Consider the following 22,304-nt stretch of genomic DNA (forward strand, 5'->3'; position numbering starts at 1 on the left):
ATGCCTGCCACCCGGACCGGATCGAGGATCGGGGTGCCTCCGCGACCGGTGCAGGGAGAGCGCGTCGTGTGGTGGAGATCGGGCTCGGCTACGGCCTGGTTGACGGTGTGGGTTCGCGGGGCGCGGCAAGATGGGGATCGGAGGTGGTGGTGATGGCGTTGCCCGAGGTCGCGGGCGAATCCGATGACGGTGAGGACGACGTCGACTATCGGTTCACACTGGCGAACGAACGCACCTTTCTCGCCTGGGTGCGGACAGCGCTCGGGCTGCTCGCCGGTGGTGTCGCCGTACACACGCTCGTCCAGCCGTTGCGACTGGCGGGATTCGGTGGGGTGATTGCGGTGAGCTGCCTGGTCATGGCCTTCGCGGTGGCGCTCGGTGCCTACCGGCACTGGCAGCGGGTCACGGTCGCCATGCGTGCCGGTCGGCCCTTGCCGGGCACGATCCTGGTGCCGGTGCTGTCGGTCGGCGTCGCGCTGGTCGCGGCACTGGCCTGCCTGGCGGTGCTGCTGTCATGACGGCGCCGACCCTGGCCCAGGAGCGCACGGCCCTGGCCTGGCGGCGCACCGCGCTCGGGGCGGCCGGGTGCGCGCTGCTATTCGCCCACGAGGCGACCCGTGACGGCTGGCCGACAATTCTCCTCCCGCTGGTCGCCGCCGCCGCGGCCCTTCTCCTCAGCTGGCTCGGCTGGTTGCGCGGCCAAGCCCTGCACCACGGGCACACGGCCCGCGGCCACCGGCTCGTCGCCGTCACGGCTCTCACCGTCGCCACAGTCGCTCTCATCGGCATCCTCGGCGTAGTGATCACCGAACTCACCGACTGAACGACGGAAACCGACGCGGCTGCTCGTCCTGTGGCGCGATCTGCTCTCGCCGACCGGCGGCGGTGCGGTACGCCCACACCGCGTGGGAAACCCGGTCGACCACCTCGGCGGTGACAACTAGGCTCGGCGACCATGATGTCCGGATCGATCGATCAGCCCGCGGGTTCGCTGCGTGAGCGGCTCCGTGCGGGACTGAAACCCGCGATGAAGGCGCGTGATCGCGGTGCCGTCTCGGCGCTGCGATCGGTCCTGGCCGCGATCGACAATGCCGAGGCTGTCGATGCCGGTGCGGTGAAAGCCGGTGCGCTGGAGGACAGTGCGGTCGGGTTGGGCGCCGCCGAGGCTCCCCGCCGGGAACTCACCGACGACGACATCGAGCGGATCGTGCGCCGGGAGATCGGCGAAAGACGCGATACCGCCGTCGAATACGACCGCCTCGGTGCGGCGGACCGTCGTGACCAGCTCACCGCCGAAGCTGACACGCTCGCCGGATTCCTCTGAGCGCCTGCCTCATTCGCCGGTCGGCAGGGTGCGCAGGTACCGGCCGGCGAACCAGCGCTGGATCAGGCGGACGACCGGTCCGCCCAGGCGCACATACCAGGCACCCGGCCGCGAGAAGGCGGTGACCAGGCCGTAGACGGTGTCGTCGGTCGGGTCGTACTCGACGGCGAACAGTTCCTCGCCGATCTCGGGATGCCCGGGCAGCGTGCCGTAGGCGAATCCGCGACGGTCGGGCTCGTCGAGCACATAGACCACCCGACACGGCGCCACGATCCCGATCGGCCCGATCCCCAGGAAGACCGTCAGGTCGGTGCCCTGTTCGGCGGTGGACGTCTCGGCACCCCGGAAGATGCCGACACCCTTCTGCATTCCGAAGTCGAGGATGTGCGCGGCCGCCCGCTCGAACAAGGTACGGCCGTGACCGATCGGGCGGCGATGACGGAACCGGTGATAGCCCGCGGGAAGCGTGGTCCGGGTGGCGCCGACATCGGGGTAGGTGAGGGCTGCTTTCTCTGGCACACCCCGATTCTCGCCCGCCGCGGGGCGGCCGGGGCCGAGTCGATGGTCACATCACGGCTCGAGCGGCTTCAACCGGATCGGCACCTCGTGCAGCAGACCGAGCGGGTCGACGTACTCGCGCCGGTTGTGCTCCCCGGACTCCCGGCGCGCGCCCCAGTGCAGGCAGGCGGCGACCGGGCACCCGTCGTGCCCGGCCACCACGGTCCCGATCGGGGTGCCCCTGACCACCCGGTCACCTACCGCAACCCGCGCCTGGACGGGCTCGTAGGTGGTGCGAAGCCCACCCGGGTGATCGATCGACACGACGGGCTTGTCCGCCACCACACCGGCGAACACCACCACGCCGTCGCCGGCGGAGAAGACGAGTTGTCCTTCCGTCGCCCCCAGATCGACCCCGCGGTGCCCCGGCAGCCAGTTCCGCTCCGGTTTGTCGAAGCGCTTCTCGACGCTCGGCTTCGGCCGCAACGGCCATCCGAAATCCCCCGCCTCCGCCGCCCACCCCGGCCCGGCTTGCGCGACCAGCACGAGAACCAGGCAGACAGCGCTTGTGCCGACGCGCTGGATCAGTCGTCGAACCGGCTTGCGCAGCACTCCGGCCCGCGCGCGGCGACGACTCACCGATGCGGGCGCAACGGTTGCACCCGCTGCTGAGCCGCCCACGCCCGCAGGAGATCGCGCAGGACCACGGGCATCTCCTCGGCGGAACCGGTCGATGCGCCCGGCCGCACCACGATGTCGACCTGGACGGGCACCGTCGCGCGGTCCGCGGCCCCCTCGGCAGCACGTCCCGCCGGGTGTCGTCGCGACCCGGATACCGGCACCGACGGAGCGTCGGCCAGTTCCCGTTCCGATACCCGAACCGATACCCGAACCGGTACCGGAACGGGAGTGAGGAAGGGGCGCGGGAGCGCTGGAGCAGGCGTCGCGGGTGGAGCCGACCCCGGGTGCGACTGCCCCGAACCAGGGCACTGTGCCCGCCGGACCATCCGGGATCCCCCACGGCGGTCCGGGGGAGGGCCGGGCAACGGCCGCACGGTTCCGCCCCCGCACGACGGCAGCCGGGGTGACTGCGCCTTCGGCGGGACCACCCCGGGCTGCCCGGCAACCGGCGGCCTGACGACCGGAACCACCGGAGGCGGAACGATCGGCTCGACCGGCAATTCCGCGACCGGCGTGACGAGCGGCGGAGCGGAACGGCCCGCCGGAGCAGGTGCGGAGACAGGGTCGGCCTGCGGCACAGGGCCGGGGCGCCCGGCCGATGGCGGAGGAGCTGATGGCTCGTCCGCGGCCGGTTCGGTCGTCGGTGCACCGGACCGATCGACGGGATGGGCGGCAGCCGGTGCGCCGAGGACCCCCAGGGCGCAGAGCAGGGGCAATGCCGTGATGAGGATGCGTGTCAACGTGGTCATGCCCCCACTCTGGGCGCCGGGGGACCCGTTCGGAACAGGCCGCGAGAGAATGTGGACAACCTCGCCGGATGTGGATATCTCGCACTTCACCCAGGGGAATCGCAGGTCGCCGCGAGGGGGCGATTTCGGCCCTGACACAGCTCCGCGTAGACTGAACTCGCGGTTTGTGCTCGGCGGTCTCCATTGCGCCGAGGTGCGAACCGACTTCGCGCGCCACCCGTGCTCGTCCATCCGGTCGTCGCTCGTTCTGCGGACGTCCGAGAGGGCATGTCCGCGCGAGTTCTCCGAGCGGATGAACAGTGAAATCGTCGGCTGGTCCCGGTTGCTCATCGGGTCCGGCGGTTTCGGTGGCGCCAGGGCAGTCGATCGCCGATCGGCTGCGTCAACCGGCAACGAAAGAGAGATACGGGAGCTATGGCTGTCGTAACCATGAAGCAGCTGCTCGACAGCGGCGCGCACTTCGGGCACCAGACCCGGCGGTGGAACCCGAAGATGAAGCGGTTCATCTTCACCGACCGCAACGGCATCTACATCATCGACCTGCAGCAGACGCTGACCTACATCGACAAGGCCTACGAGTTCGTCAAGGAGACCGTCGCCCACGGTGGCACCGTTCTCTTCGTCGGCACCAAGAAGCAGGCCCAGGAGTCGATCGCGGCCGAGGCGACTCGCGTCGGGATGCCCTACGTCAACCAGCGCTGGCTGGGTGGCATGCTCACCAACTTCTCGACCGTCCACAAGCGCCTGCAGCGCCTGAAGGAGCTCGAGGCCATGGAGCAGACCGGTGGCTTCGAGGGTCGCACCAAGAAGGAAATCCTCATGCTCACGCGTGAGATGACCAAGCTGGACCGCACCCTCGGTGGTATCCGCGACATGGCCAAGGTGCCCTCGGCCATCTGGGTCGTCGACACCAACAAGGAGCACATCGCCGTCGGCGAGGCGCGCAAGCTGAACATCCCGGTCATCGCGATCCTGGACACCAACTGCGATCCCGACCTGGTCGACTACCCGATCCCGGGTAACGACGACGCGATCCGTTCCGCCGCTCTGCTCACCAAGGTCGTCGCCTCTGCGGTGGCCGAGGGCGTGCAGGCCCGCGCGGGCCAGGCTTCCGGCGACGCGAAGCCCGAGGCCGGCGCCGGCGAGCCGCTCGCCGAGTGGGAGCAGGAGCTGCTGGCTCAGGCGACCCCGGCCGCCGAGGCCCCTGCCGAGACGCCCGCCGAGGCCGCTGCCGAGGTCAAGGCCGACCCGGCGCAGCACACCCCGGCCGACTTCTGAGCTGATCGGTAGTTCTACGTTCACCTTGCCGGCCCTTCTGAATTCAGAAGCGGTCGGCAAGGTGGTGTAAACCCCCAGACACCCCACACACGAGGAGGCTCGCCCCCGATGGCGAACTACACCGCTGCTGATGTGAAGCGGCTCCGGGAGCTCACCGGCTCCGGCATGATGGACTGCAAGAACGCGCTGGCCGACTCCGACGGCGATTTCGACAAGGCCGTCGAGGTGCTGCGCATCAAGGGCGCCAAGGACGTCGGCAAGCGCGCCGAGCGCGCGACCGCCGAGGGCCTGGTCATCGCCAAGGACGGCGTCCTGGTCGAGATCAACTCCGAGACCGACTTCGTCGCCAAGAACGCCGAGTTCCAGGAGCTGGCCGAGGCCGTCGTCACCGCCGCCGCCGCGGGCAAGCCGGCCGACCTGGACGCCCTGAAGGCGCTGAAGCTGGACAACGGCACCGTCGACGAGGCCGTGCAGGCGCTGGCCGCCAAGATCGGCGAGAAGCTGGAACTGCGTCGCGTCGTGTCCTACGACGGCCAGGTCGCCACCTACCTGCACAAGCGTGCCTCGGACCTGCCGCCCGCCGTCGGCGTGCTGGTCGAGTACACCGGTGAGGGCGACGCCGCGGCCGAGGCCGCCCGCGCCGCCGCCATGCAGGTCGCCGCGCTCAAGGCCCGCTACGTGACCCGCGACGAGGTCCCGGCCGAGCTGGTCGAGAACGAGCGTCGGGTCGCCGAGGCCACCGCCCGCGAAGAGGGCAAGCCCGAGGCCGCGCTGCCGAAGATCACCGAAGGCCGCGTCAACGGCTTCTTCAAGGACGTCGTCCTGCTCGAGCAGGCCTCGGTCACCGACTCGAAGAAGACCGTCAAGGCCCTGCTGGACGAGGCCGGTGTCACCCTGACCCGCTTCGCCCGCTTCGAGGTCGGCCAGGCCTGATCGCCTGAACGAGAGCCCCTCGGGAGCAGCATTCGGCTGCTCCCGAGGGGCTCTTGCCGATTCCCGGCGGTAGCTGCCCCCGGTTTCGGGGGCTCCGCCTCGCGTGAGGGGGTCTTGTGCGCGGAGGGGAACCGGATAAGGCAGGATGGATGCCGCTTCGCCTTGCTGTGCGGCCGATTCGCGTGCCCGCAGTTCGACAGTTCTCGACCTCGCCGAAGGAGACGACCACCCATGACCGACCCGGGTAACGACCGCCCTGGATACCGCCGGGTGCTGCTCAAGCTGGGTGGGGAGATGTTCGGTGGCGGCGGGGTCGGCCTCGATCCCGATGTCGTGCAGACCGTGGCCGAGCAGATCGCCGAGATCGTGGAGACCGGCGTGCAGGTGGCCGTCGTCATCGGTGGCGGCAACTTCTTCCGCGGCGCCGAGCTCGAGGAGCGCGGGATGGAACGCGCCCGCTCGGACTACATGGGCATGCTCGGCACCGTGATGAACAGCCTTGCGCTGCAGGACTTCCTCCAGCAGCAGGGGGTGGACACACGCGTGCAGACCGCCATCACGATGGGCCAGGTCGCCGAGCCCTACCTCCCGCTGCGTGCCAAGCGGCACCTCGAGAAGGGCCGTGTGGTGATCTTCGGTGCCGGTATGGGCATGCCCTACTTCTCCACCGACACCACCGCCGCCCAGCGCGCCCTCGAGATCGGCGCCGAGGTGGTGCTGATGGCCAAGGCGGTCGACGGCGTGTTCGACGCCGACCCGCGGGTGGACGAGAACGCCAGCATGTTCACCGAGATCACGCACAAGGAAGTGATCGAGAAGGGGCTGAAGGTCGCCGATGCGACGGCGTTCAGCTTGTGCATGGACAACCAGATGCCGATGCTGGTGTTCAATTTGTTGATCAAGGGCAATATTGCCCGCGCGGTCGCCGGTGAGAACATCGGCACCTTGGTTCGGTCCTGATCCCGCAACCGCGGAAGATGACGATGACGCTGTGGAGGAACCGGTCGTGATTGATGAAGCGCTCTTCGACGCCGAGGAGAAGATGGAGAAGGCCGTCTCGGTGGCGAAGGACGACCTAGGCACCATCCGCACCGGCCGCGCCAACCCGGGCATGTTCGCCCGCGTCGTGGTCGACTACTACGGCTCGCCGACGCCGATCACCCAGATGTCGAGCATCACCGTGCCGGAACCGCGCATGGTGGTGATCAAGCCCTACGAGCAGAGCCAGCTCGGCCCGATCGAGAACGCCATCCGCAACTCCGATCTGGGCGTGAACCCCACCAACAACGGCGACATCCTGCGCATCACGGTGCCCCAGCTCACCGAGGAGCGCCGCCGCGAGATGGTCAAGATGGCCAAGGGCAAGGGCGAGGACGCCAAGGTCTCGATTCGCAACGTGCGCCGCAAGGCGATGGACGAACTGGGCCGGATCCAGAAGGATGGCGAAGCGGGTGAGGACGAGGTCGGGCGCGCCGAGAAGGAGCTCGACAAGACCACCGCCAAGTACGTGGGCCAGATCGATGAGCTGGTCAAGCACAAGGAAGCCGAACTGCTCGAGGTCTGAGCGCCAGATCTCGCCAGTCCCGCTCGTGCGGGGGATGAACGGAACGACGAGTTGAGCGACGGGACAATCGTGGCCGAAGACGCCGCCGCCACCGGAGCGGCACCGGAACCGATGCCGGACCAGATCGCCGCGGCACCGCCCGCGGACGCACCCGCGCCCAAGGCGGCGTCCACCTCGCGCGCGGGCCGCAACCTGCCCGCGGCGCTGGCGGTGGGCCTGGGCCTCGGCCTGTCGCTCATCGCGATCCTGCTGTTCGTCCCCAAGGTGTTCATCGGGGTCGTCGGGGTGGCGGTCGGTGTGGCCACCTGGGAGGTCGCCAAGCGGCTGCGTGAGGCCGACGTGCTGGTGCCGCGCATTCCGCTGCTGGTCGGCGGGCAGGCGGTGTTCTGGCTGGGCTGGCCGTGGGGGGCGCGCGGTGTGGTCGGCGCGTTCGCGGCGACGGCGCTGGTCTGCATGGTGTGGCGATTGTTCGACCACGGCCTGAGTCAGGCGCCGAAGAACTTCCTGCGCGACACCTCGATCACCATCTTCACGCTGTCCTGGATTCCGCTGCTGGCGTCGTTCTCGACGCTGCTGCTGCTCGAACCCGACGGCAACCTGCGGGTGCTGACCTTCATGATCCTGGTCGTGTGCTCCGATGTCGGCGGTTATGTCGCCGGTGTGCTGTTCGGGAGGCATCCGATGGTGCCCGCGATCAGCCCGAAGAAGTCCTGGGAGGGCTTCTTCGGTTCGCTGGTGTTCAGCGTCATCGGTGGTCTGCTGACCGTCACCCTGCTGCTCGACGCCAACTCGATGATCGGTGTGGTGCTCGGCGTGGGCCTGGTGCTCGTCGCGACCCTGGGCGATCTGATCGAATCGCAGATCAAGCGCGAGCTCGGCATCAAGGACATGGGCACGTTGCTGCCCGGGCACGGCGGCATCATGGATCGCCTCGACTCGATGCTGCCCTCGGCGTTCGTGTCCTGGCTGGTGCTCAGCGCCCTGCTCTGAGCCCGGTCAGGGCTTCTTGGCGGCGTGGCGCAGCTGCAGGATGCGCACACCGCCGACCAGGCCCATCACCAGCGCGCCGATGATCACCGAGAGCAGCACGGTGATGCCGAGCGGCAGCGAGAAGTCCCAGAAGAACAACTGGACCGGCGCCTGGTCGAGGTTCTGGATGATGAAGATCAGCAGCAGGATGCCGAGGATGGCCGCGGTCAGCAGCCCGATCCAGGTGTAGCCGGTGCGTGACTTGATCAGGGCGTCCGGGGTGGGCCGCCGGGTGGGCGCCTGATCGGCGGGTGCCGGCTTGTGGTGCTTGCCGTCGGCGGGCTCGGGGACCGGCTCCCGAGCGGCCGGGGTCGCGCCCGATTCTGCGTTCGTGGACATGCCTCGATCATCGCCGACTGCTATGGCCGGTGCACGCATCTTCTCGATAACGTCACCCGGCGTGGCGGGCCGCCGACCGGGGCCGCGGTCGCGTTTGGGACAATGGTGGCATTATGGCCACCTCCCTGCCCCTCGTCTTCGATGCCCCGCGTCGCGGTATGCCGCCGCGCCACCTCGCCGATCTCGACGCGGACGAGCGCAAGACCGCGGTGCAGGAACTGGGCCTGCCGAAATTCCGGGCCGACCAGCTCGCCCGCCAGTACTACGGCCGCCTGCAGGCCGACGCCGCCCAGATGACCGATCTGCCCGCCGACGTACGCGACAAGGTCGGTGAGACACTCTTCCCGCCGCTGCTGTCGGTGGTGCGGCACCTGGCCTGCGATTCCGGCGACACCCGCAAGACCCTGTGGCGTGCCCACGACGGCACCCTGCTGGAGAGCGTGCTCATGCGCTACCCCGACCGCAACACCCTGTGCATCTCCAGCCAGGCGGGCTGCGGCATGGCCTGCCCGTTCTGCGCGACCGGCCAGGCCGGCCTCAACCGCAACCTCTCGACCGCCGAGATCGTCGACCAGGTACGCGCCGCGGCCGCCGCACTGCGCGACGGTGAGGTCCACGGCGGCCCCGGCCGCCTGTCCAACATCGTGTTCATGGGCATGGGCGAGCCGCTGGCCAACTACAAGCGCGTGGTGAACGCGGTCCGCCGGATCACTTCGCCCGCGCCCGACGGTTTGGGTATCTCGCAGCGTTCGGTGACGGTGTCGACCGTGGGGCTGGCGCCCGCGATCCGCAAGTTGGCCGACGAGGACATGTCGGTGCGCCTTGCGGTGTCGCTGCACACCCCGGACGACGAATTGCGCGACACCCTGGTGCCGGTGAACAACCGCTGGTCCATCGCCGAAGTGCTCGATGCCGCACGGTATTACGCGGACAAGTCCGGTCGTCGCGTTTCGATCGAGTACGCGCTGATCCGGGATGTGAACGATCAGCCGTGGCGGGCGGACATGCTCGGCAAGAAGCTGCACAAGGCGTTGGGCCCGCTGGTGCATGTGAATCTGATTCCGCTCAATCCGACTCCGGGTAGCGAGTGGGACGCCAGCCCGAAGCCGGTCGAGAAGGAGTTCGTGCGTCGGGTGATCGCGCAGGGTGTGTCGTGCACGGTGCGTGACACGCGTGGGCAGGAGATCGCCGCGGCTTGCGGGCAACTCGCGGCCGAAGGCTAGTCGCGAGGCTCAGGCGGTCGCTGCCCGAGCGGTAGTGGGTGCGACCAGGCGGCGACGGCGGCTCGGCACCAGCATGGTCGGGTGGTTGACGCTCCAGGCGGTGGCCTTGCAGATCAGTTCCTTCCGGCGCATGGCCTTGCGGCCGACGTCGACCTTCGATGTCGGCTGGTCCTCGTCGGTCACGTTCTGCACGATGGCGTCGTGGCGGCCCAGGCTGATGCATTGGCTGTTGTAGCCGATCGGGGCGTGCGGAACTTCGCGGCCGGTCAGGCGGGCGGCGATGGTGTCGGCGGCGAGCCAGGCCATCGGGGTCGCGGTGGCGCAGCCCATGCGTAGCGTATTGCCGCCCACTCCGGCAGCATGGGCGGCGTCGCCGACCGCGTAGACGTCGGGGTGTGACACCGAGCGCAGGGTGGCGTCGACGACGATCCGGCCGGTGTCGGAGACGGTGAGTGTGCCGGCGGCCGCGATGGGGTGGACGGCGAATCCCGCTGTCCAGACGGTCATCCGGGCGGGGATGCGCGCACCGGACCGGATGGTCACGCCGTCCTCGGTCACTCGGGTGACCTCGGCATGCTCGTGCACGGTGATGCCGAAACGTTCGAAGGCGGCGTGCAGGTGCGTGCGGGCCTTCTCGTCCAGCCAGTCGCCCACACCGCCGCGCGCCGCGATGGCGACCTTCAGATCGGGTCGGGCCTCGGCGATTTCGGTGGCGGCCTCGATGCTGGTCAGGCCGCCACCCACGATCAGCACTGTGGCGCTCGCGGGCAGTTCGTTCAGGCGCGCTCGCGACCGCAGCGCCGCTTCCTTGTTTGCCACATGGTGGGCGTACTCGGCCACGCCGGGCACGCCGAAATCGGCGATAGTGCTGCCCAGGGCGTAGACCAGGGTGTCGTAGGCCAGGATCTCGGTGCCGTTCTCGCCGATCAGCTCGACGGCTCCGCGGTCCGCGTCGACTGCGCTCACGCGGGCGATTCGCACCCGAACGCCGGTTCCCGCGAAGATCTTTCGCAGCGGGCGTACCGGCAGGTCCTGTCCGGCGGCGAGCTGGTGCAGGCGGATCCGTTCGACGAAGTCGGGTTCGGCGTTCACCAGGGTGATCTCGACGTCGGCGCGGTGGAGGCGCTTGGCCAGGCGGCCCGCGGTGATGGCTCCGGCGTATCCGGCGCCGAGGACGACGATGCGGTGCTTCATGGTGGTGCTCCTGTCTCGGTGGTTCGATACCTGAACCGGACAGGCGCGGAAAGGCTGACAGTCATCTGCTGTGATGTGGGTCACCACATATCGGGGAGGGGGTTCCCGGGTGTTCGGGCGGCCCACTGGCGATCGGCGTACGCCAGCTTGGCGGGGTTGGCGTGGGCGTGCACAGCGGCGATTCCCTCGGCGGTGACATCGAGGATCACCATGGCGACGACCCGTTCCCCGGATACCAGGACCAGCGCCGGCATGCCGTTGGCGAGCGCCGCGTACATCGTGGGCTTGTCGCCGAACGCGGCCCAGGTGCTGTTCGAGGGTTTGATCGCGAGCCGGACGAAGCGCGCGATGCGCTCCGCGCCGAACAGCGGCCGGTTCAGGGTGGGGATGAAGCCGCCGCCGTCACCGATGATGGACGCGTCGTCGGTGAGGAGCGCGACCAGCGTCTCGGTCTGTCCGCTGGCGGCCGCGGCCAGGAATTCCGCCACGATGCGCCGTGCGGCGGCCTCGTCGACCTCGATCCTGGCCCGTTCTGTCGACAGGTGCTGTTTGGCGCGGCGGTAGACCTGCTGACAGTTGGCCTCGGTGATGTCGAGCAGATCGGCGACTTCGTGATGGGAGTAGCCGAACGCCTCGCGGAGCACGTACACCACGCGTTCCCGTGCGGTGAGCCGCTCCATCAGCGTGAGCATGGCGATCGACACCGAATCCCGCTGCTCGACGGTGTCGGCGGGGCCGAGCATCGAGCCCGCCAGCACCGGTTCCGGAAGCCATTGCCCCACGTAGGTTTCCCTGCGGGCGCGAGCCGAGGTGAGCTGGTTGAGGCAGAGATTGCTGAGCACCTTGGTCAGCCACGCCTCGGGTGTCTCGATGTACTCGCGATCAGCGGCCTGCCAGCGCAGATAGGTTTCCTGGACCGCGTCCTCGGCGTCACCGGCCGAGCCGAGCAGCCGGTAGGCGAGGGCCTCCAGGCGCGGCCGGGAGTTCTCGAACAGATCCACCTCACGCGTGAGCACCATTTCCTCATCGTCGGCCATCGGTCCGGCCGCGTCCACCTGCGGCGACGGGCGCGTATTCGGCGCTGAACATGTTGCGGCCCAGGCGTTATCGTCGTGGGACCGGATCGAGGTGTGGGTCCGAGATCGTTGACTATGGCGCGCGGAACAGCCTCTGTCACAGTCACTCTCGAACTCGAGGCGGGCAATGCCTCGCTGATGGTCCTCGGCAAGATGCTCGGGCCCACCGGGATTCCTCCGTTCGAGGTCAAACGTCGCTACGACGCGGCGACGGCGGATCGGCGCGGGGAGATCATTCCCGCCGTCATCACCGTCGATGCCCGGAAACGCTGGACCATGCGGCTCAAGACGCCGCCCACCGCGTCGCTGATCCGGGCGGCGCTGGGCCGGGTGGGGTCGCCGCAACCCGGGCACGCGCCGGTCGGGGCGCTCACCCGCGAGCAGCTGCGGCGGATCGCGCTGCGCAAGCTGCCCGATCTCAACACCACCGATATCGACGCGGCGATGCGGATAGTGGCGGGGACGGCCCGGTCGATGGGGGTGCGGGTCCAGGACTGATCGGCGCGGGTGACCGTGGAGCGTCTATTTTGGTAGCGGTCGTCGATGCGCCGGCCGCGACCGAACGGCCGGACACACGGGGGAACATTGCTTGCGACGGGGGACGTCTTCGCCGGGTACGCGATCGAGCGGCAGCTGGGCCGGGGTGGGATGGGGTCGGTGTATCTGGCGCGGCATCCGCGCCTGCCCCGCCAGACCGCGCTCAAGCTGCTGAACCCGGAGCTGTTCACCGACACCGAGATCCGGGCCAGGTTCGAGCGTGAAGCCGACCTCGCCGCGCAGCTCGAGCACCCGAACATCGTCACCGTCTACGACCGGGGCGTCGATGACGGGCAACTGTGGATCAGTATGCAGTTCGTCGACGGCGTGGACGCCGCGACGCTGCCGCACCCGATGGCCGCCCCGCTCGCGCTGCACATCGTCGAGGGCACCGCCGCCGCGCTCGACCACGCCCACCGCGCCGGCGTGCTGCACCGGGACGTGAAACCCGCCAATATCCTGCTGGCCGACGCCGACGGGCAACGGCGCGTGCTGCTCACCGACTTCGGCATCGCCCGCCTGCGCGACGACGCGCACCACCTCACCCAGACCGGTTCCTTCACCGCCACCCTGGCCTTCGCCGCGCCCGAGCAGCTCACCGGCGCCACGCTCGATCACCGCACCGACCAGTATTCGCTGGCCTGCACGCTGTATTCGCTGCTGGCCGGTGTCGCGCCGTTCGAGGCGGACAACCCCGCCCGCGTGATCCAGGGGCACCTCCAGTCGCCGCCACCGTCGCTGCACGCCCGGCGTGCCGACCTGCCCGTCGCGCTGGACGCGGTGCTGGCCCGCGCGCTGGCCAAACGCCCCGCCGACCGTTTCGACTCGTGCGCGGAGTTCGCGGCCGCCGCCCGGCGCGCGCTCAGCGGGACGGGCAGCCAACCGACGGTCCTTGGTGGCGCCCCCGCTCACCCCGGTGCCGGTCTGCCGAACACGGCAACGCCTGCGGGAGCCTCGGGGCAGGCTTTCCCGGTACCTGGTGGTAGGGTGTATCCGCATGTCCCGGCATCGAATTACGCCGGATACGCACCCGGTCCGTACCCCGGGATGCCCGGCGGGCCGGTCCGGCAGGCACCGCCGGACACCGGGTCACCGAGCCCCCGGCGCCGCGTCCGCAGGCTCATCGCCCTCGCCGTGGCGGCCGTCCTCTTCCTGCCGGTCGGGATCTGGGCCTGGCAGGACGAGAACACCGTGGTGGCCGAACTGCTCGGCCACACCCCCGGTCACCAGGACATGGACGCCCTGCACGACGCCTTCCCCCAGATGGTGCCGAGCGGCTACGACAGCGGCACGGGCTATGACGGCCGCCGCTGCGAAGGTCATCGGGAGACCGACCGCTACAGCGAATACTGGACCAAACGGTTCGATGGTTTCGCGGCAAAGTGGAGCTGCGAAGACAGGATCCACGACGGTGCCCGGTACGCCTTCTTCACCTATCCGACCGCCGAACTGGCCGACAGCGTGGTCTCCCGGTTCTTCGCCGAGACCACCGAGAACGGCATGTCGACCACCGGCACACGCACCGACTTCCTGCGTGGCCGCAAATCCGCGGAACTGGAGCTCTACGCGGGCTCGGCGGTGGTGTCCACCTTCGACGAGCCCGGCCGTGAGCGCTGGGTGCTGCTGTTCTACCTCGACTCCGACGGCCCGCGATATCCCCAGGCGGACCAGATCGAACCGGCGCTGCTCGCCGAGATCGCCGGCTTCCCACTGGGCTGAGGACCCCGGTCCGCCCTTGATAAGGTCCCGTCGGACAACGATATTCGGGGGCGGGATGATTTCGACGGGCACGGTGTTCGCCGGCTACACCATCGACCGGCAGCTGGGCCAGGGCGGCATGGGGTCGGTGTTCCTGGCGCGGCATCCGCGCCTGCCGCGGCAGATCGCGCTCAAGGTGCTCAACCCGGAGATGTTCGCCGACACCGAGATCCGGGCCCGCTTCGAACGGGAGGCCGACCTGGCCGCCCAGCTCGACCATCCCAATATCGTCACCGTGTACGACCGGGGCGTCGACGACGGACGCCTGTGGATCAGCATGCAGTTCGTCGACGGAGTGGACGCCGCCGCGCTCGCGCACCCGGTGCCCGCGGAGACGGCGCTGCACGTCATCGAGGGCACCGCCGCCGCGCTCGACCACGCCCACCGGTCCGGCGTCCTGCATCGCGACGTGAAACCGGCCAACATCCTGCTGGCGGGCACCGGTGGCAGCCGGCGCGTGCTGCTCGCCGATTTCGGCATCGCCCGTCCGCGCGAGGACGCCAACCACCTCACCCGCACCGGCACCTTCACCGCCACCCTGGACTTCGCCGCACCCGAACAGCTCACCGGCGCGGACCTGGACCACCGCACCGACCAGTATTCGCTGGCCTGCACGCTGTACGCGCTGCTCACCGGGCTCGCGCCGTACGAGGCCGACAACCCGGTGCTGGTCATCCAGGGACATCAGCGGTCCGCTCCGCCGTCGCTGCGTACCCATCGACCCGACCTGCCCGCCGCCCTGGACGCGGTACTGGCCAGGGCCCTGGCCAAACGGCCCGCCGAGCGGTTCGACTCGTGCGCCGAGTTCGCCGCCGCCGCCCGCCGGGCCGTGCGGGGCGCCACCGACGCGCGAGCGACGGTCGCCGCCCCACCCGCGCGGCACGCTCCGACGCCGTACCGCCCGGTGGGGCAGTCCGCGGCTCCGCATCGACCCCCGGGATTCGCGGCGGCGCGGCCGTATCCGATGCCGCCACAACCGCATTCCGCCCGGCCCGCGGCACCGCGCCGACGTGGCCGGGGGTGGCTGATCGCCCTGGGCCTGGTGCTTGCCGTCGTCGTCGGCGCCGGTGTGTGGGCCTGGCGCGACAACACCGGATTCCTCGCCCTGCAACTGGGCCGCTCACGCGGACACCAGGACCTGAACGCCATGGCCGCGGCGTTCCCCGGCATGCTCCCGGACTCCTTCGAAGACACCGACGGGCACTTCGGGACGACCTGCCGGGCCGCGCCGCGCTGGGAGGGCTTCTACGCCGCCGAGGGCGCGCTGTCGGCCTTCGACGGCTGGCAGGCCCGCTGGGAATTTCTCAGCCCCGACGACACCGGCTTCGCCTACCGCTTCTACAGCTACGGCACCGCGAGCGCGGCCGACGAGGCGGTCACCGATTTCGTCGACGCGGCCCAGGCCGGGCCGGCGACCCCCGCGGCCGGGCGCCTGGACCGGCAGGTGCTGTTCCGCTCCAGCCACGGCGTCGACACGTCCACGGTGGTCTCCCAGTTCACCGATCCCGCGCGCGAGCGCTTCGTGTTGTTCACGATTCCGCGGTTCACCGGCGACCGGACCGCCGAGCTCGCCACCCTGGTGGCCACGGCGCCACTGTGAGTGACCCGGACCCGGGGTGTACACCGTTTGATAGGGTCCAGCGCGTCGGACGACGAGCCAGATTCGGGGGTCAGCGTGGTTTCTGACGGAACGGTATTCGCCGGATACGCCATCGAACGGCAGCTCGGTCGCGGCGGGATGGGTTCGGTCTACCTGGCCCGGCACCCGCGCCTGCCCCGCTGGACGGCGCTGAAGCTGCTGAATCAGGAACTGTTCACCGACAAGGAGATCAGGGCCAGGTTCGAACGAGAAGCCGACCTGGTCGCCCAGCTCGACCACCCCAATATCGTGACCGTGTTCGACCGCGGCGTCGAGGACGACCAGCTGTGGATCAGCATGCAGTACATCGACGGGGTCGACGCCTCCACCCTCGATCCCACCACGCTGCCACCCGACCGTGCGTTGCAGATCATCGGCGAGACCGCCGCCGCCCTCGACTACGCCCATCGCGCCGGGGTCCTGCATCGCGACGTGAAACCGGCCAATATCCTGCTGGCCCGCTCCAACAGCCAAGAACGGGTGTATCTCACCGACTTCGGCATCGCCCGGCTGCGCGACGACTCCGGCCATCTCACCGAGACCGGTTCGTTCACCGCCACCCTGGCCTACGCGGCACCCGAGCAGCTCACCGGCGTCCCGCTGGACCACCGCGCCGACCAGTACTCGCTGGCCTGCACCTTGTTCACCCTGCTGACCGGCTCGGCGCCGTTCGAATCGGCCAGTCCGGCCGCGGTGATCACCGGTCACCTGCAGTCCCCGCCGCCGCCGGTGAGCCCGCGCCGGGCCGGGCTGCCGCCGGTGCTCGACGCGGTGATGGCCCGCGCGCTGGCCAAGCGCCCCGCCGACCGGTTCACCTCCTGCGAGGAGTTCGTCGACGCCGCCCAGCGCGCCCTGCGGACACCGACGACCGGTGCCCGCCCGATCGCGCGGCCGCCGTCGGGCGCGCACGCGCAGGCCACGCCGTTCGTCGGGATGCAGCCGATGCGCCCGGTCGACGCGAAGGGCACGCCAGCGGGTCCGTTCCCGGTCGCGGCGCCGATCCCGCCGCAGCAGATGCCGCGCCCGGTGGCGCCGCAGCCGTGGCAGCGACCCGCGATGCCGATGCCGCGACCCGTGCCGCCCGCGCGCAACAACTGGGGGTCGGTGCTCGGCGTCTACCTGCTGGTGCTCGGGGTGGTGGCGGCGATCATGGTGGTCGTCGCGGTACTGCTCAACCAGTGATCGGCGCGCCTGCCGGTTCGGCGGGTGCCATATTCTGGTCAGAATGAGCGACTTCGACGTCACCGCCGCCGACTCCATCGACCTCGCCCGGTTGCGTCGTTTCGTCGCCGTGGCCGAGGAGTTGCACTTCGCGCGCGCCGCCAAGGGGCTGCGGATCTCGCGGCAGGCGCTCAGCGCCACCGTCATCGAGCTGGAACAGGAACTCGGTACCCGGGTGTTCGTGCCGGGTGCCTCGCCCACCACGCTGTCCGAGGACGGCGCCGCCCTGCTCGTGCACGCGCGCGCCCTAATCGGTGCCGCCGAGCAGGCCGAACGCGAACAGAAGCCGGCCGCACCGGCGAGTCTGCGAGTGGGATTCGTCCCCGGGGTGACGGTGTCGAAGTGGGCGCGGATCTGGGGGGAGCGGCTGCCCGAGCATCCGCTCGAGGTGCTCGGCGTGCCGCAGCGCGAGCAGGAGGCCGCGCTGCGGGAGGGCCGCGTCGACCTGTGCTTCGTCCGGCTGCCGATCGAGCGCACCGAGATCAACGCGATCCCGCTGTGGCAGGAGACCCCGGTCGCGGTGGTGCAGAAGGACGACGAGCTCTCCCTGCTGGACACCGTCACCCCCGCCGACCTGGCGGCCGAACGTATCCAGGACGGCAGTGATCTGGACGAGGCGGCCGACACCCTGGCCCTGGTCGCCGCGGTCGGCGGGGCGACGATCGTGCCGCAATCCATCGCGCGCCTGCACCATCGGCGCGACCTGGTGTACCGCCCGATCAGCGACACCCCGTTCACCGAGATCGCGCTGGCCTGGCCCGCGGGCGCCGACGGTGAACTGGTCGAGGAGTTCGTCGGCATCGTGCGTGGGCGCTCGGCCAACAGCTCGCGCGGCGCGGCGCCGGAGCCGCAGCGCCGGGCCAAGGCGCCCGCCAAGGCCACGAAGAAGCCCGCCGCCAAGCAGAACTCGCGTCAGGGCGCCTCGCGCGGCGGCCGCAAACCGGGCGCCCGGCGCGGACGCTGACACGAAAACGCCTGCGGCCGCAACAACTGTTGCGGCCGCAGGCGGAATGTTTCGGTGCCGAAGGTTACTTCGGGATGCGCTGGGTCAGCGAGTCGACGACCAGGATGGCCGCGATCAGGCCCGCCAGGCCGATGAGGAAGATGTCCTCGACGTGGCCCTGGTGGTTGCCGATGGTCATGCCGAGCAGGGCGACCACGACGACCCAGGCCGCGATGCGCGCGGTCTTGCGCGACTCACCGCTCCAGCCCCAGGCGGCCGAGGGCACCTCGGCGGGGTCGACGGTGGTGGCGACAGGGCGCTCGGTGCTGACTTTTTCGAGGTCCGTGGCGGCCACGATCGCTCCTTAGGCTCGGGTAACGGTAAGGCGAGTGTGCTTATCGTGGCATACGACCGCATGTCGTAGCCAGCAGCCCTGCCACAATGGGCCCGTGTCCCACCCAGCAACGCGTGCCGCGCACGACGACACCAAGTCCGCCGACCGGGTGAAGGTGCTGCTCCTGGGCAGTACCGGTTCGATCGGGACGCAGGCACTGGACGTGATCGCCGCCAACCCGGACCGTTTCGAGGTCGTCGGGCTGGCCGCGCGCGGAGGCAATACGGCCCTGCTCGCCGCGCAGATGGCGGCCACCGGCACCCGCAATGCCGCCGTCGCCGAGCCGGGAGCCGCCGAGGAACTGGGGCTCGCGCTGGGCGGTCCGGGCGCGGTGACCGAACTGGTGCGCCGCACCGAGGCCGATGTCGTGCTCAACGCGCTGGTCGGTTCGCTCGGCCTCGAACCCACCCTGGCCACCCTGGAGTCGGGCACCCGGCTGGCGCTGGCCAACAAGGAATCCCTCGTCGCCGGTGGCTCCCTGGTGACCCGCGCGGCCGCCCCCGGCCAGATCGTGCCGGTCGACTCGGAGCATTCCGCGCTGGCCCAGTGCCTGCGCGGCGGCCGGGCCGAGGAGGTCGACCGGCTGGTGCTCACCGCCTCGGGCGGCCCGTTCCGCGGCTGGACCACCGAGATGCTGGAATCGGTGAACCCCGCCGAGGCCGCACACCATCCCACCTGGTCGATGGGACCGATGAACACGCTCAACTCCGCCTCGCTGGTGAACAAGGGCCTGGAACTGATCGAGACCCATCTGCTCTTCGGCGTCCCCTACGACCGCATCGACGTCACCGTGCACCCGCAGTCGATCGTGCACTCCATGGTCACCTTCACCGACGGTTCCACCCTCGCCCAGGCCAGCCCACCCGACATGCGCCTGCCCATCGCCCTGGCCCTCGGCTGGCCCGACCGCATCCCCGGCGCCGCCACACCCTGTGATTTCAGCACCGCGTCCACCTGGACCTTCGAACCGGTCGACGACACCGTCTTCCCGGCGGTCCGCCTGGCCCGGCGAGCCGGCGAGGCGGGCGGCAGCGTCACCGCCGTCTACAACGCCGCCAACGAGGTAGCCGTGCAGGCTTTCCTGGACGGCGCGATCACCTTCCCCCAGATCGTGGGCACCGTCACACGCGCCGTGGAGGCCGCCGACCGGTGGCACGCCGAACCCGATACCCTGGACGACGTCCTCGCGGCCGACCGCTGGGCACGGGAGTACGCCGCGAAAAGCATCGCGTCCTGACCGAACCCAGCCACCACGGTTTTCGGCCGCCCCGGATCCGAGGGGCGAGACGTCACGGCGAAGCCGGAGTATCGCCCCTCGGATTCGGGGTTACGAGGCCGAAAACCCGCGGCGCCAGCCGCCAAATGACACAGGAGCCAGATGCTATTCGCGCTGGGGTTCGCACTGTTCGCCCTCGGTATCACGATCTCGATCGCGCTGCACGAGTGTGGGCACATGTGGGCCGCGCAGGCCACCGGCATGAAGGTGCGCCGGTACTTCATCGGTTTCGGGCCGAAGGTGTTCTCCTTCCGTCGTGGCGAGACCGAGTACGGGCTCAAGGCCCTGCCGCTGGGCGGTTTCTGCGATATCGCGGGCATGACCGCCCTGGACGAGCTGGAGGCCGAAGAGGTCGAGCGGGCGATGTACCGCCAGTCCACCTGGAAGCGCCTGGTGGTGATGTTCGGCGGTATCGCGATGAACTTCCTGCTCGGATTCATCCTGCTGGTGGTGCTGGCCGTGGGCTGGGGGCTGCCGCAGCTCGAGCAGCCGCCCGCCACGTCGCTGGGCAGCATGAGCTGTGTCGCCCAGGAGACGCCCGAGAAGACCCTGGCCCCGTGCACCGGTGCCGGTCCGGCTCAGCGGGCGGGCCTGCAGCGTGGTGACGTGGTGAAGTCGGTCAACGGTGTCGAGGTCACCACGTGGGCGCAGTTCCAGGCCGAGACCCAGAAGCAGACCGGGCCGTTCACCTACACGATCGAGCGGGACGGGCAGACCCTCACCGTGCCGGTGACGCCGGAGCGGGTGCTGCGTTCGCCCAAGGAGGGCCCGGCGCGTGAGGTCGGCGCGGTCGGTGTCGGTCCCGATTACGCCGAGCCCCAGCAGTACGGCCTGCTCGCCGCGATCCCGGCGACGGTGTCGTTCACCGGTGACTTCTTCGTGGAGACGGTGAAGTCGCTGGCCAAGATGCCGCAGAAGGTGACGGCCCTGTGGGAGGCGGTCACCGGTGGCGAGCGCGATCCGGAGACCCCGGTCAGCGTGTACGGCGCCAGCCGTATCGGTGGCGAGACCGCCGAGCAGGGTCTCTGGGGAGTGTTCATCCTGGTGCTGGCGAGCTTGAACTTCTTCCTGGGCGCGTTCAACCTGCTGCCGCTGCTGCCGCTGGACGGCGGCCACATCGCGGTGGTGCTCTACGAGAAGCTCCGCGACACGGTGCGCGGCTGGCGCGGCAAGGCGCCGGCCGGTCCGGTCGACTACCTCAAGCTGCTCCCCGTGACGTATGTGGCGGTGGTGATCGGTGGTGCGTTCATGCTCCTGACCTTGGCCGCCGACATCGTCAATCCCATCCGCCTGCAGTAGTCGCGGCGAACCTCTGTCGTAGCCCTCACAGGGCACCGTCGGTTCCTGCGCGACTAAGCTCGGGGACAGACGAGCCGGGTCGACACCGCGAACACGCACGAAAGAAGGCAGCGACCGTGACCAGCACCATCGGATTGGGGATGCCCGCCGCTCCCACTGCTGTGCTCGCTCCCCGGCGCAAGACCCGCCAGCTGAAGGTGGGCTCGGTCGGCGTGGGCAGCGACTCGCCGATCTCGGTGCAGTCGATGACCACTACCAAGACCCACGACATCAACGCGACCCTGCAGCAGATCGCCGCGCTCACCGCGTCGGGCTGCGACATCGTGCGGGTGGCGTGTCCGCGCCAGGAGGACGCCGACGCGCTGGCGACCATCGCCAAGAAGTCGCAGATCCCGGTGATCGCCGACATCCACTTCCAGCCGCGCTACATCTTCGCCGCGATCGACGCGGGCTGCGCCGCGGTACGGGTGAACCCGGGCAACATCAAGGAGTTCGACGGCCGCGTCGGCGAGGTCGCCAAGGCCGCGGGCGCCGCGGGCATCCCGATTCGTATCGGTGTCAATGCCGGATCGCTGGACAAGCGGATGCTGGAGAAGTACGGCAAGGCCACCCCGGAGGCGCTGGTCGAGTCGGCGCTGTGGGAGGCGAGCCTGTTCGAGGAGCACGGCTTCGGTGACATCAAGATCTCGGTCAAGCACAACGACCCGGTGATCATGGTGGAGGCGTACCGGCAGCTGGCCGCGCAGAGCGACTACCCGCTGCACCTGGGCGTCACCGAGGCGGGCCCGGCCTTCCAGGGCACGATCAAGTCGGCGGTCGCCTTCGGCGCGCTGCTGGGGGAGGGCATCGGCGACACCATCCGGGTCTCGCTCTCGGCGCCGCCCGCCGAGGAGGTCAAGGTCGGCGGGCAGATCCTGCAGTCGCTGAACCTGCGCCCGCGCAAGCTCGAGATCGTGTCGTGCCCGTCGTGCGGTCGCGCGCAGGTCGACGTGTACACCCTGGCCGACGCCGTCTCCGCCGGACTGGACGGGCTGGAGGTGCCGCTGCGGGTGGCTGTGATGGGGTGCGTGGTGAACGGCCCCGGCGAGGCGCGCGAGGCGGATCTGGGTGTGGCCTCCGGCAACGGCAAGGGGCAGATCTTCGTCAAGGGCGAGGTCGTCAAGACCGTGCCCGAGGCGCAGATCGTGGAGACCCTGATCGAAGAGGCCATGCGGATCGCCGAGGAGATGGGCGAGCAGCCCGGCGGCGCGGCGGCCCCCGTGGTGACCGTCGGCTGATCCGCCACTCACGGTCGGGCCTCGGATTCCGCGGACCCGTACCACTGCGGCCGCTTTCGTGGCAGGCTGGTC

At 69.9% G+C, this 22,304-nt stretch carries 24 protein-coding genes; 17 read left to right on the top strand and 7 right to left on the bottom strand.

The window, feature by feature from the left end; translation table 11 throughout:
* Positions 1 to 152: 152 nt before the first annotated feature.
* The 3 genes from ACWEMY_RS08380 (at position 153) to ACWEMY_RS08390 (ending at position 1,324) form a co-directional block, all read left to right on the top strand.
* Positions 153 to 518: a YidH family protein gene (locus ACWEMY_RS08380; RefSeq protein ID WP_452389436.1), complete on the top strand. Its 366-nt coding sequence runs from the start codon at positions 153 to 155 to the stop codon at positions 516 to 518.
* On the top strand, positions 515 to 823 hold the full coding sequence (locus ACWEMY_RS08385) for a DUF202 domain-containing protein (RefSeq protein WP_452389437.1): 309 nt from the start codon (positions 515 to 517) through the stop codon (positions 821 to 823). The genes ACWEMY_RS08380 and ACWEMY_RS08385 overlap by 4 nt, the downstream gene beginning before the upstream one ends.
* 132 nt (positions 824 to 955) lie before the next feature.
* On the top strand, positions 956 to 1,324 hold the full coding sequence (locus ACWEMY_RS08390; protein ID WP_452389438.1) for a GatB/YqeY domain-containing protein: 369 nt from the start codon (positions 956 to 958) through the stop codon (positions 1,322 to 1,324).
* 9 nt (positions 1,325 to 1,333) lie between these two features.
* Here the strand turns inward: ACWEMY_RS08390 and ACWEMY_RS08395 are convergent, their stop codons facing one another.
* Genes ACWEMY_RS08395 through ACWEMY_RS08405 form a run of 3 tightly spaced genes read right to left on the bottom strand, consistent with a single transcriptional unit; the run spans position 1,334 to position 2,595 of the window.
* Positions 1,334 to 1,843 (bottom strand): DUF1990 family protein, encoded by a 510-nt coding sequence (locus ACWEMY_RS08395; protein ID WP_452389439.1) that lies wholly within the window; start codon positions 1,841 to 1,843, stop codon positions 1,334 to 1,336.
* A 51-nt stretch (positions 1,844 to 1,894) separates the two neighbouring features.
* Positions 1,895 to 2,434 carry a M23 family metallopeptidase gene (locus tag ACWEMY_RS08400; RefSeq protein WP_452389440.1) on the bottom strand — a complete coding sequence of 180 codons (540 nt, stop codon included), beginning with the start codon at positions 2,432 to 2,434 and terminating at the stop codon, positions 1,895 to 1,897.
* A 23-nt stretch (positions 2,435 to 2,457) separates the two neighbouring features.
* Complete coding sequence (locus ACWEMY_RS08405) at positions 2,458 to 2,595, bottom strand: hypothetical protein (RefSeq protein WP_452389441.1); 138 nt, start codon at positions 2,593 to 2,595, stop codon at positions 2,458 to 2,460.
* 1,071 nt (positions 2,596 to 3,666) lie between these two features.
* Here ACWEMY_RS08405 and rpsB point away from each other — a divergent pair.
* From rpsB to ACWEMY_RS08430, 5 genes are all read left to right on the top strand, one after another.
* Entirely contained in the window at positions 3,667 to 4,530 is an 864-nt protein-coding gene (gene rpsB / locus ACWEMY_RS08410) for a 30S ribosomal protein S2 (RefSeq protein WP_375929236.1), read from the top strand.
* Positions 4,531 to 4,638: 108 nt separating this feature from the next.
* Complete coding sequence (gene tsf, locus ACWEMY_RS08415) at positions 4,639 to 5,463, top strand: translation elongation factor Ts (RefSeq protein ID WP_375929235.1); 825 nt, start codon at positions 4,639 to 4,641, stop codon at positions 5,461 to 5,463.
* 231 nt (positions 5,464 to 5,694) lie between these two features.
* Positions 5,695 to 6,423 carry a UMP kinase gene (pyrH, locus tag ACWEMY_RS08420; RefSeq protein WP_375929234.1) on the top strand — a complete coding sequence of 243 codons (729 nt, stop codon included), beginning with the start codon at positions 5,695 to 5,697 and terminating at the stop codon, positions 6,421 to 6,423.
* A 46-nt stretch (positions 6,424 to 6,469) separates the two neighbouring features.
* Entirely contained in the window at positions 6,470 to 7,027 is a 558-nt protein-coding gene (gene frr, locus ACWEMY_RS08425) for a ribosome recycling factor (RefSeq protein WP_375929233.1), read from the top strand.
* A 111-nt stretch (positions 7,028 to 7,138) separates the two neighbouring features.
* Complete coding sequence (locus ACWEMY_RS08430) at positions 7,139 to 8,017, top strand: phosphatidate cytidylyltransferase (RefSeq protein WP_452389492.1); 879 nt, start codon at positions 7,139 to 7,141, stop codon at positions 8,015 to 8,017.
* Positions 8,018 to 8,023: 6 nt separating this feature from the next.
* On the opposite strand, the gene ACWEMY_RS08435 is transcribed toward ACWEMY_RS08430, so the two are convergent.
* Positions 8,024 to 8,395, bottom strand: coding sequence for a LapA family protein (locus ACWEMY_RS08435; RefSeq protein WP_452389442.1), 372 nt, complete (start codon positions 8,393 to 8,395; stop codon positions 8,024 to 8,026).
* A 113-nt stretch (positions 8,396 to 8,508) separates the two neighbouring features.
* On the opposite strand from ACWEMY_RS08435, the gene rlmN reads away from it, so the two are divergent.
* On the top strand, positions 8,509 to 9,618 hold the full coding sequence (gene rlmN, locus ACWEMY_RS08440; protein WP_375929231.1) for a 23S rRNA (adenine(2503)-C(2))-methyltransferase RlmN: 1,110 nt from the start codon (positions 8,509 to 8,511) through the stop codon (positions 9,616 to 9,618).
* Positions 9,619 to 9,627: 9 nt separating this feature from the next.
* Here the strand turns inward: rlmN and ACWEMY_RS08445 are convergent, their stop codons facing one another.
* On the bottom strand, positions 9,628 to 10,812 hold the full coding sequence (locus ACWEMY_RS08445; protein ID WP_452389443.1) for an NAD(P)/FAD-dependent oxidoreductase: 1,185 nt from the start codon (positions 10,810 to 10,812) through the stop codon (positions 9,628 to 9,630).
* Between the two features lie 80 nt (positions 10,813 to 10,892).
* Entirely contained in the window at positions 10,893 to 11,831 is a 939-nt protein-coding gene (gene sigJ / locus ACWEMY_RS08450) for an RNA polymerase sigma factor SigJ (protein ID WP_452389444.1), read from the bottom strand.
* A 132-nt stretch (positions 11,832 to 11,963) separates the two neighbouring features.
* On the opposite strand from sigJ, the gene ACWEMY_RS08455 reads away from it, so the two are divergent.
* The 5 genes from ACWEMY_RS08455 (at position 11,964) to ACWEMY_RS08475 (ending at position 18,007) form a co-directional block, all read left to right on the top strand.
* Entirely contained in the window at positions 11,964 to 12,386 is a 423-nt protein-coding gene (locus ACWEMY_RS08455) for an uL11 family ribosomal protein (protein ID WP_452389445.1), read from the top strand.
* Positions 12,387 to 12,473: 87 nt separating this feature from the next.
* Positions 12,474 to 14,144 carry a protein kinase domain-containing protein gene (locus tag ACWEMY_RS08460; RefSeq protein ID WP_452389446.1) on the top strand — a complete coding sequence of 557 codons (1,671 nt, stop codon included), beginning with the start codon at positions 12,474 to 12,476 and terminating at the stop codon, positions 14,142 to 14,144.
* 55 nt (positions 14,145 to 14,199) lie between these two features.
* Entirely contained in the window at positions 14,200 to 15,783 is a 1,584-nt protein-coding gene (locus ACWEMY_RS08465; RefSeq protein WP_452389447.1) for a protein kinase domain-containing protein, read from the top strand.
* A 75-nt stretch (positions 15,784 to 15,858) separates the two neighbouring features.
* Positions 15,859 to 17,004, top strand: coding sequence for a protein kinase domain-containing protein (locus ACWEMY_RS08470; RefSeq protein ID WP_452389448.1), 1,146 nt, complete (start codon positions 15,859 to 15,861; stop codon positions 17,002 to 17,004).
* 43 nt (positions 17,005 to 17,047) lie between these two features.
* Complete coding sequence (locus tag ACWEMY_RS08475; protein ID WP_452389449.1) at positions 17,048 to 18,007, top strand: LysR family transcriptional regulator; 960 nt, start codon at positions 17,048 to 17,050, stop codon at positions 18,005 to 18,007.
* A gap of 64 nt (positions 18,008 to 18,071) precedes the next feature.
* Here ACWEMY_RS08475 and ACWEMY_RS08480 read toward each other — a convergent pair whose 3' ends face one another.
* On the bottom strand, positions 18,072 to 18,341 hold the full coding sequence (locus tag ACWEMY_RS08480) for a DUF2631 domain-containing protein (protein ID WP_375929225.1): 270 nt from the start codon (positions 18,339 to 18,341) through the stop codon (positions 18,072 to 18,074).
* 94 nt (positions 18,342 to 18,435) lie between these two features.
* Here ACWEMY_RS08480 and dxr point away from each other — a divergent pair, with 94 nt between their 5' ends.
* The 3 genes from dxr (at position 18,436) to ispG (ending at position 22,232) form a co-directional block, all read left to right on the top strand.
* Positions 18,436 to 19,617 carry a 1-deoxy-D-xylulose-5-phosphate reductoisomerase gene (gene dxr, locus ACWEMY_RS08485; RefSeq protein WP_452389450.1) on the top strand — a complete coding sequence of 394 codons (1,182 nt, stop codon included), beginning with the start codon at positions 18,436 to 18,438 and terminating at the stop codon, positions 19,615 to 19,617.
* 141 nt (positions 19,618 to 19,758) lie between these two features.
* A complete protein-coding gene (locus tag ACWEMY_RS08490; protein WP_452389451.1) occupies positions 19,759 to 20,955 on the top strand; it encodes a M50 family metallopeptidase in 1,197 nt (398 codons plus the stop codon).
* 116 nt (positions 20,956 to 21,071) lie between these two features.
* On the top strand, positions 21,072 to 22,232 hold the full coding sequence (ispG, locus tag ACWEMY_RS08495) for a flavodoxin-dependent (E)-4-hydroxy-3-methylbut-2-enyl-diphosphate synthase (protein ID WP_452389452.1): 1,161 nt from the start codon (positions 21,072 to 21,074) through the stop codon (positions 22,230 to 22,232).
* The last annotated feature ends 72 nt before the right edge of the window (positions 22,233 to 22,304 follow it).

It is taken from the genome of Nocardia sp. NPDC004415, from assembly GCF_053602435.1.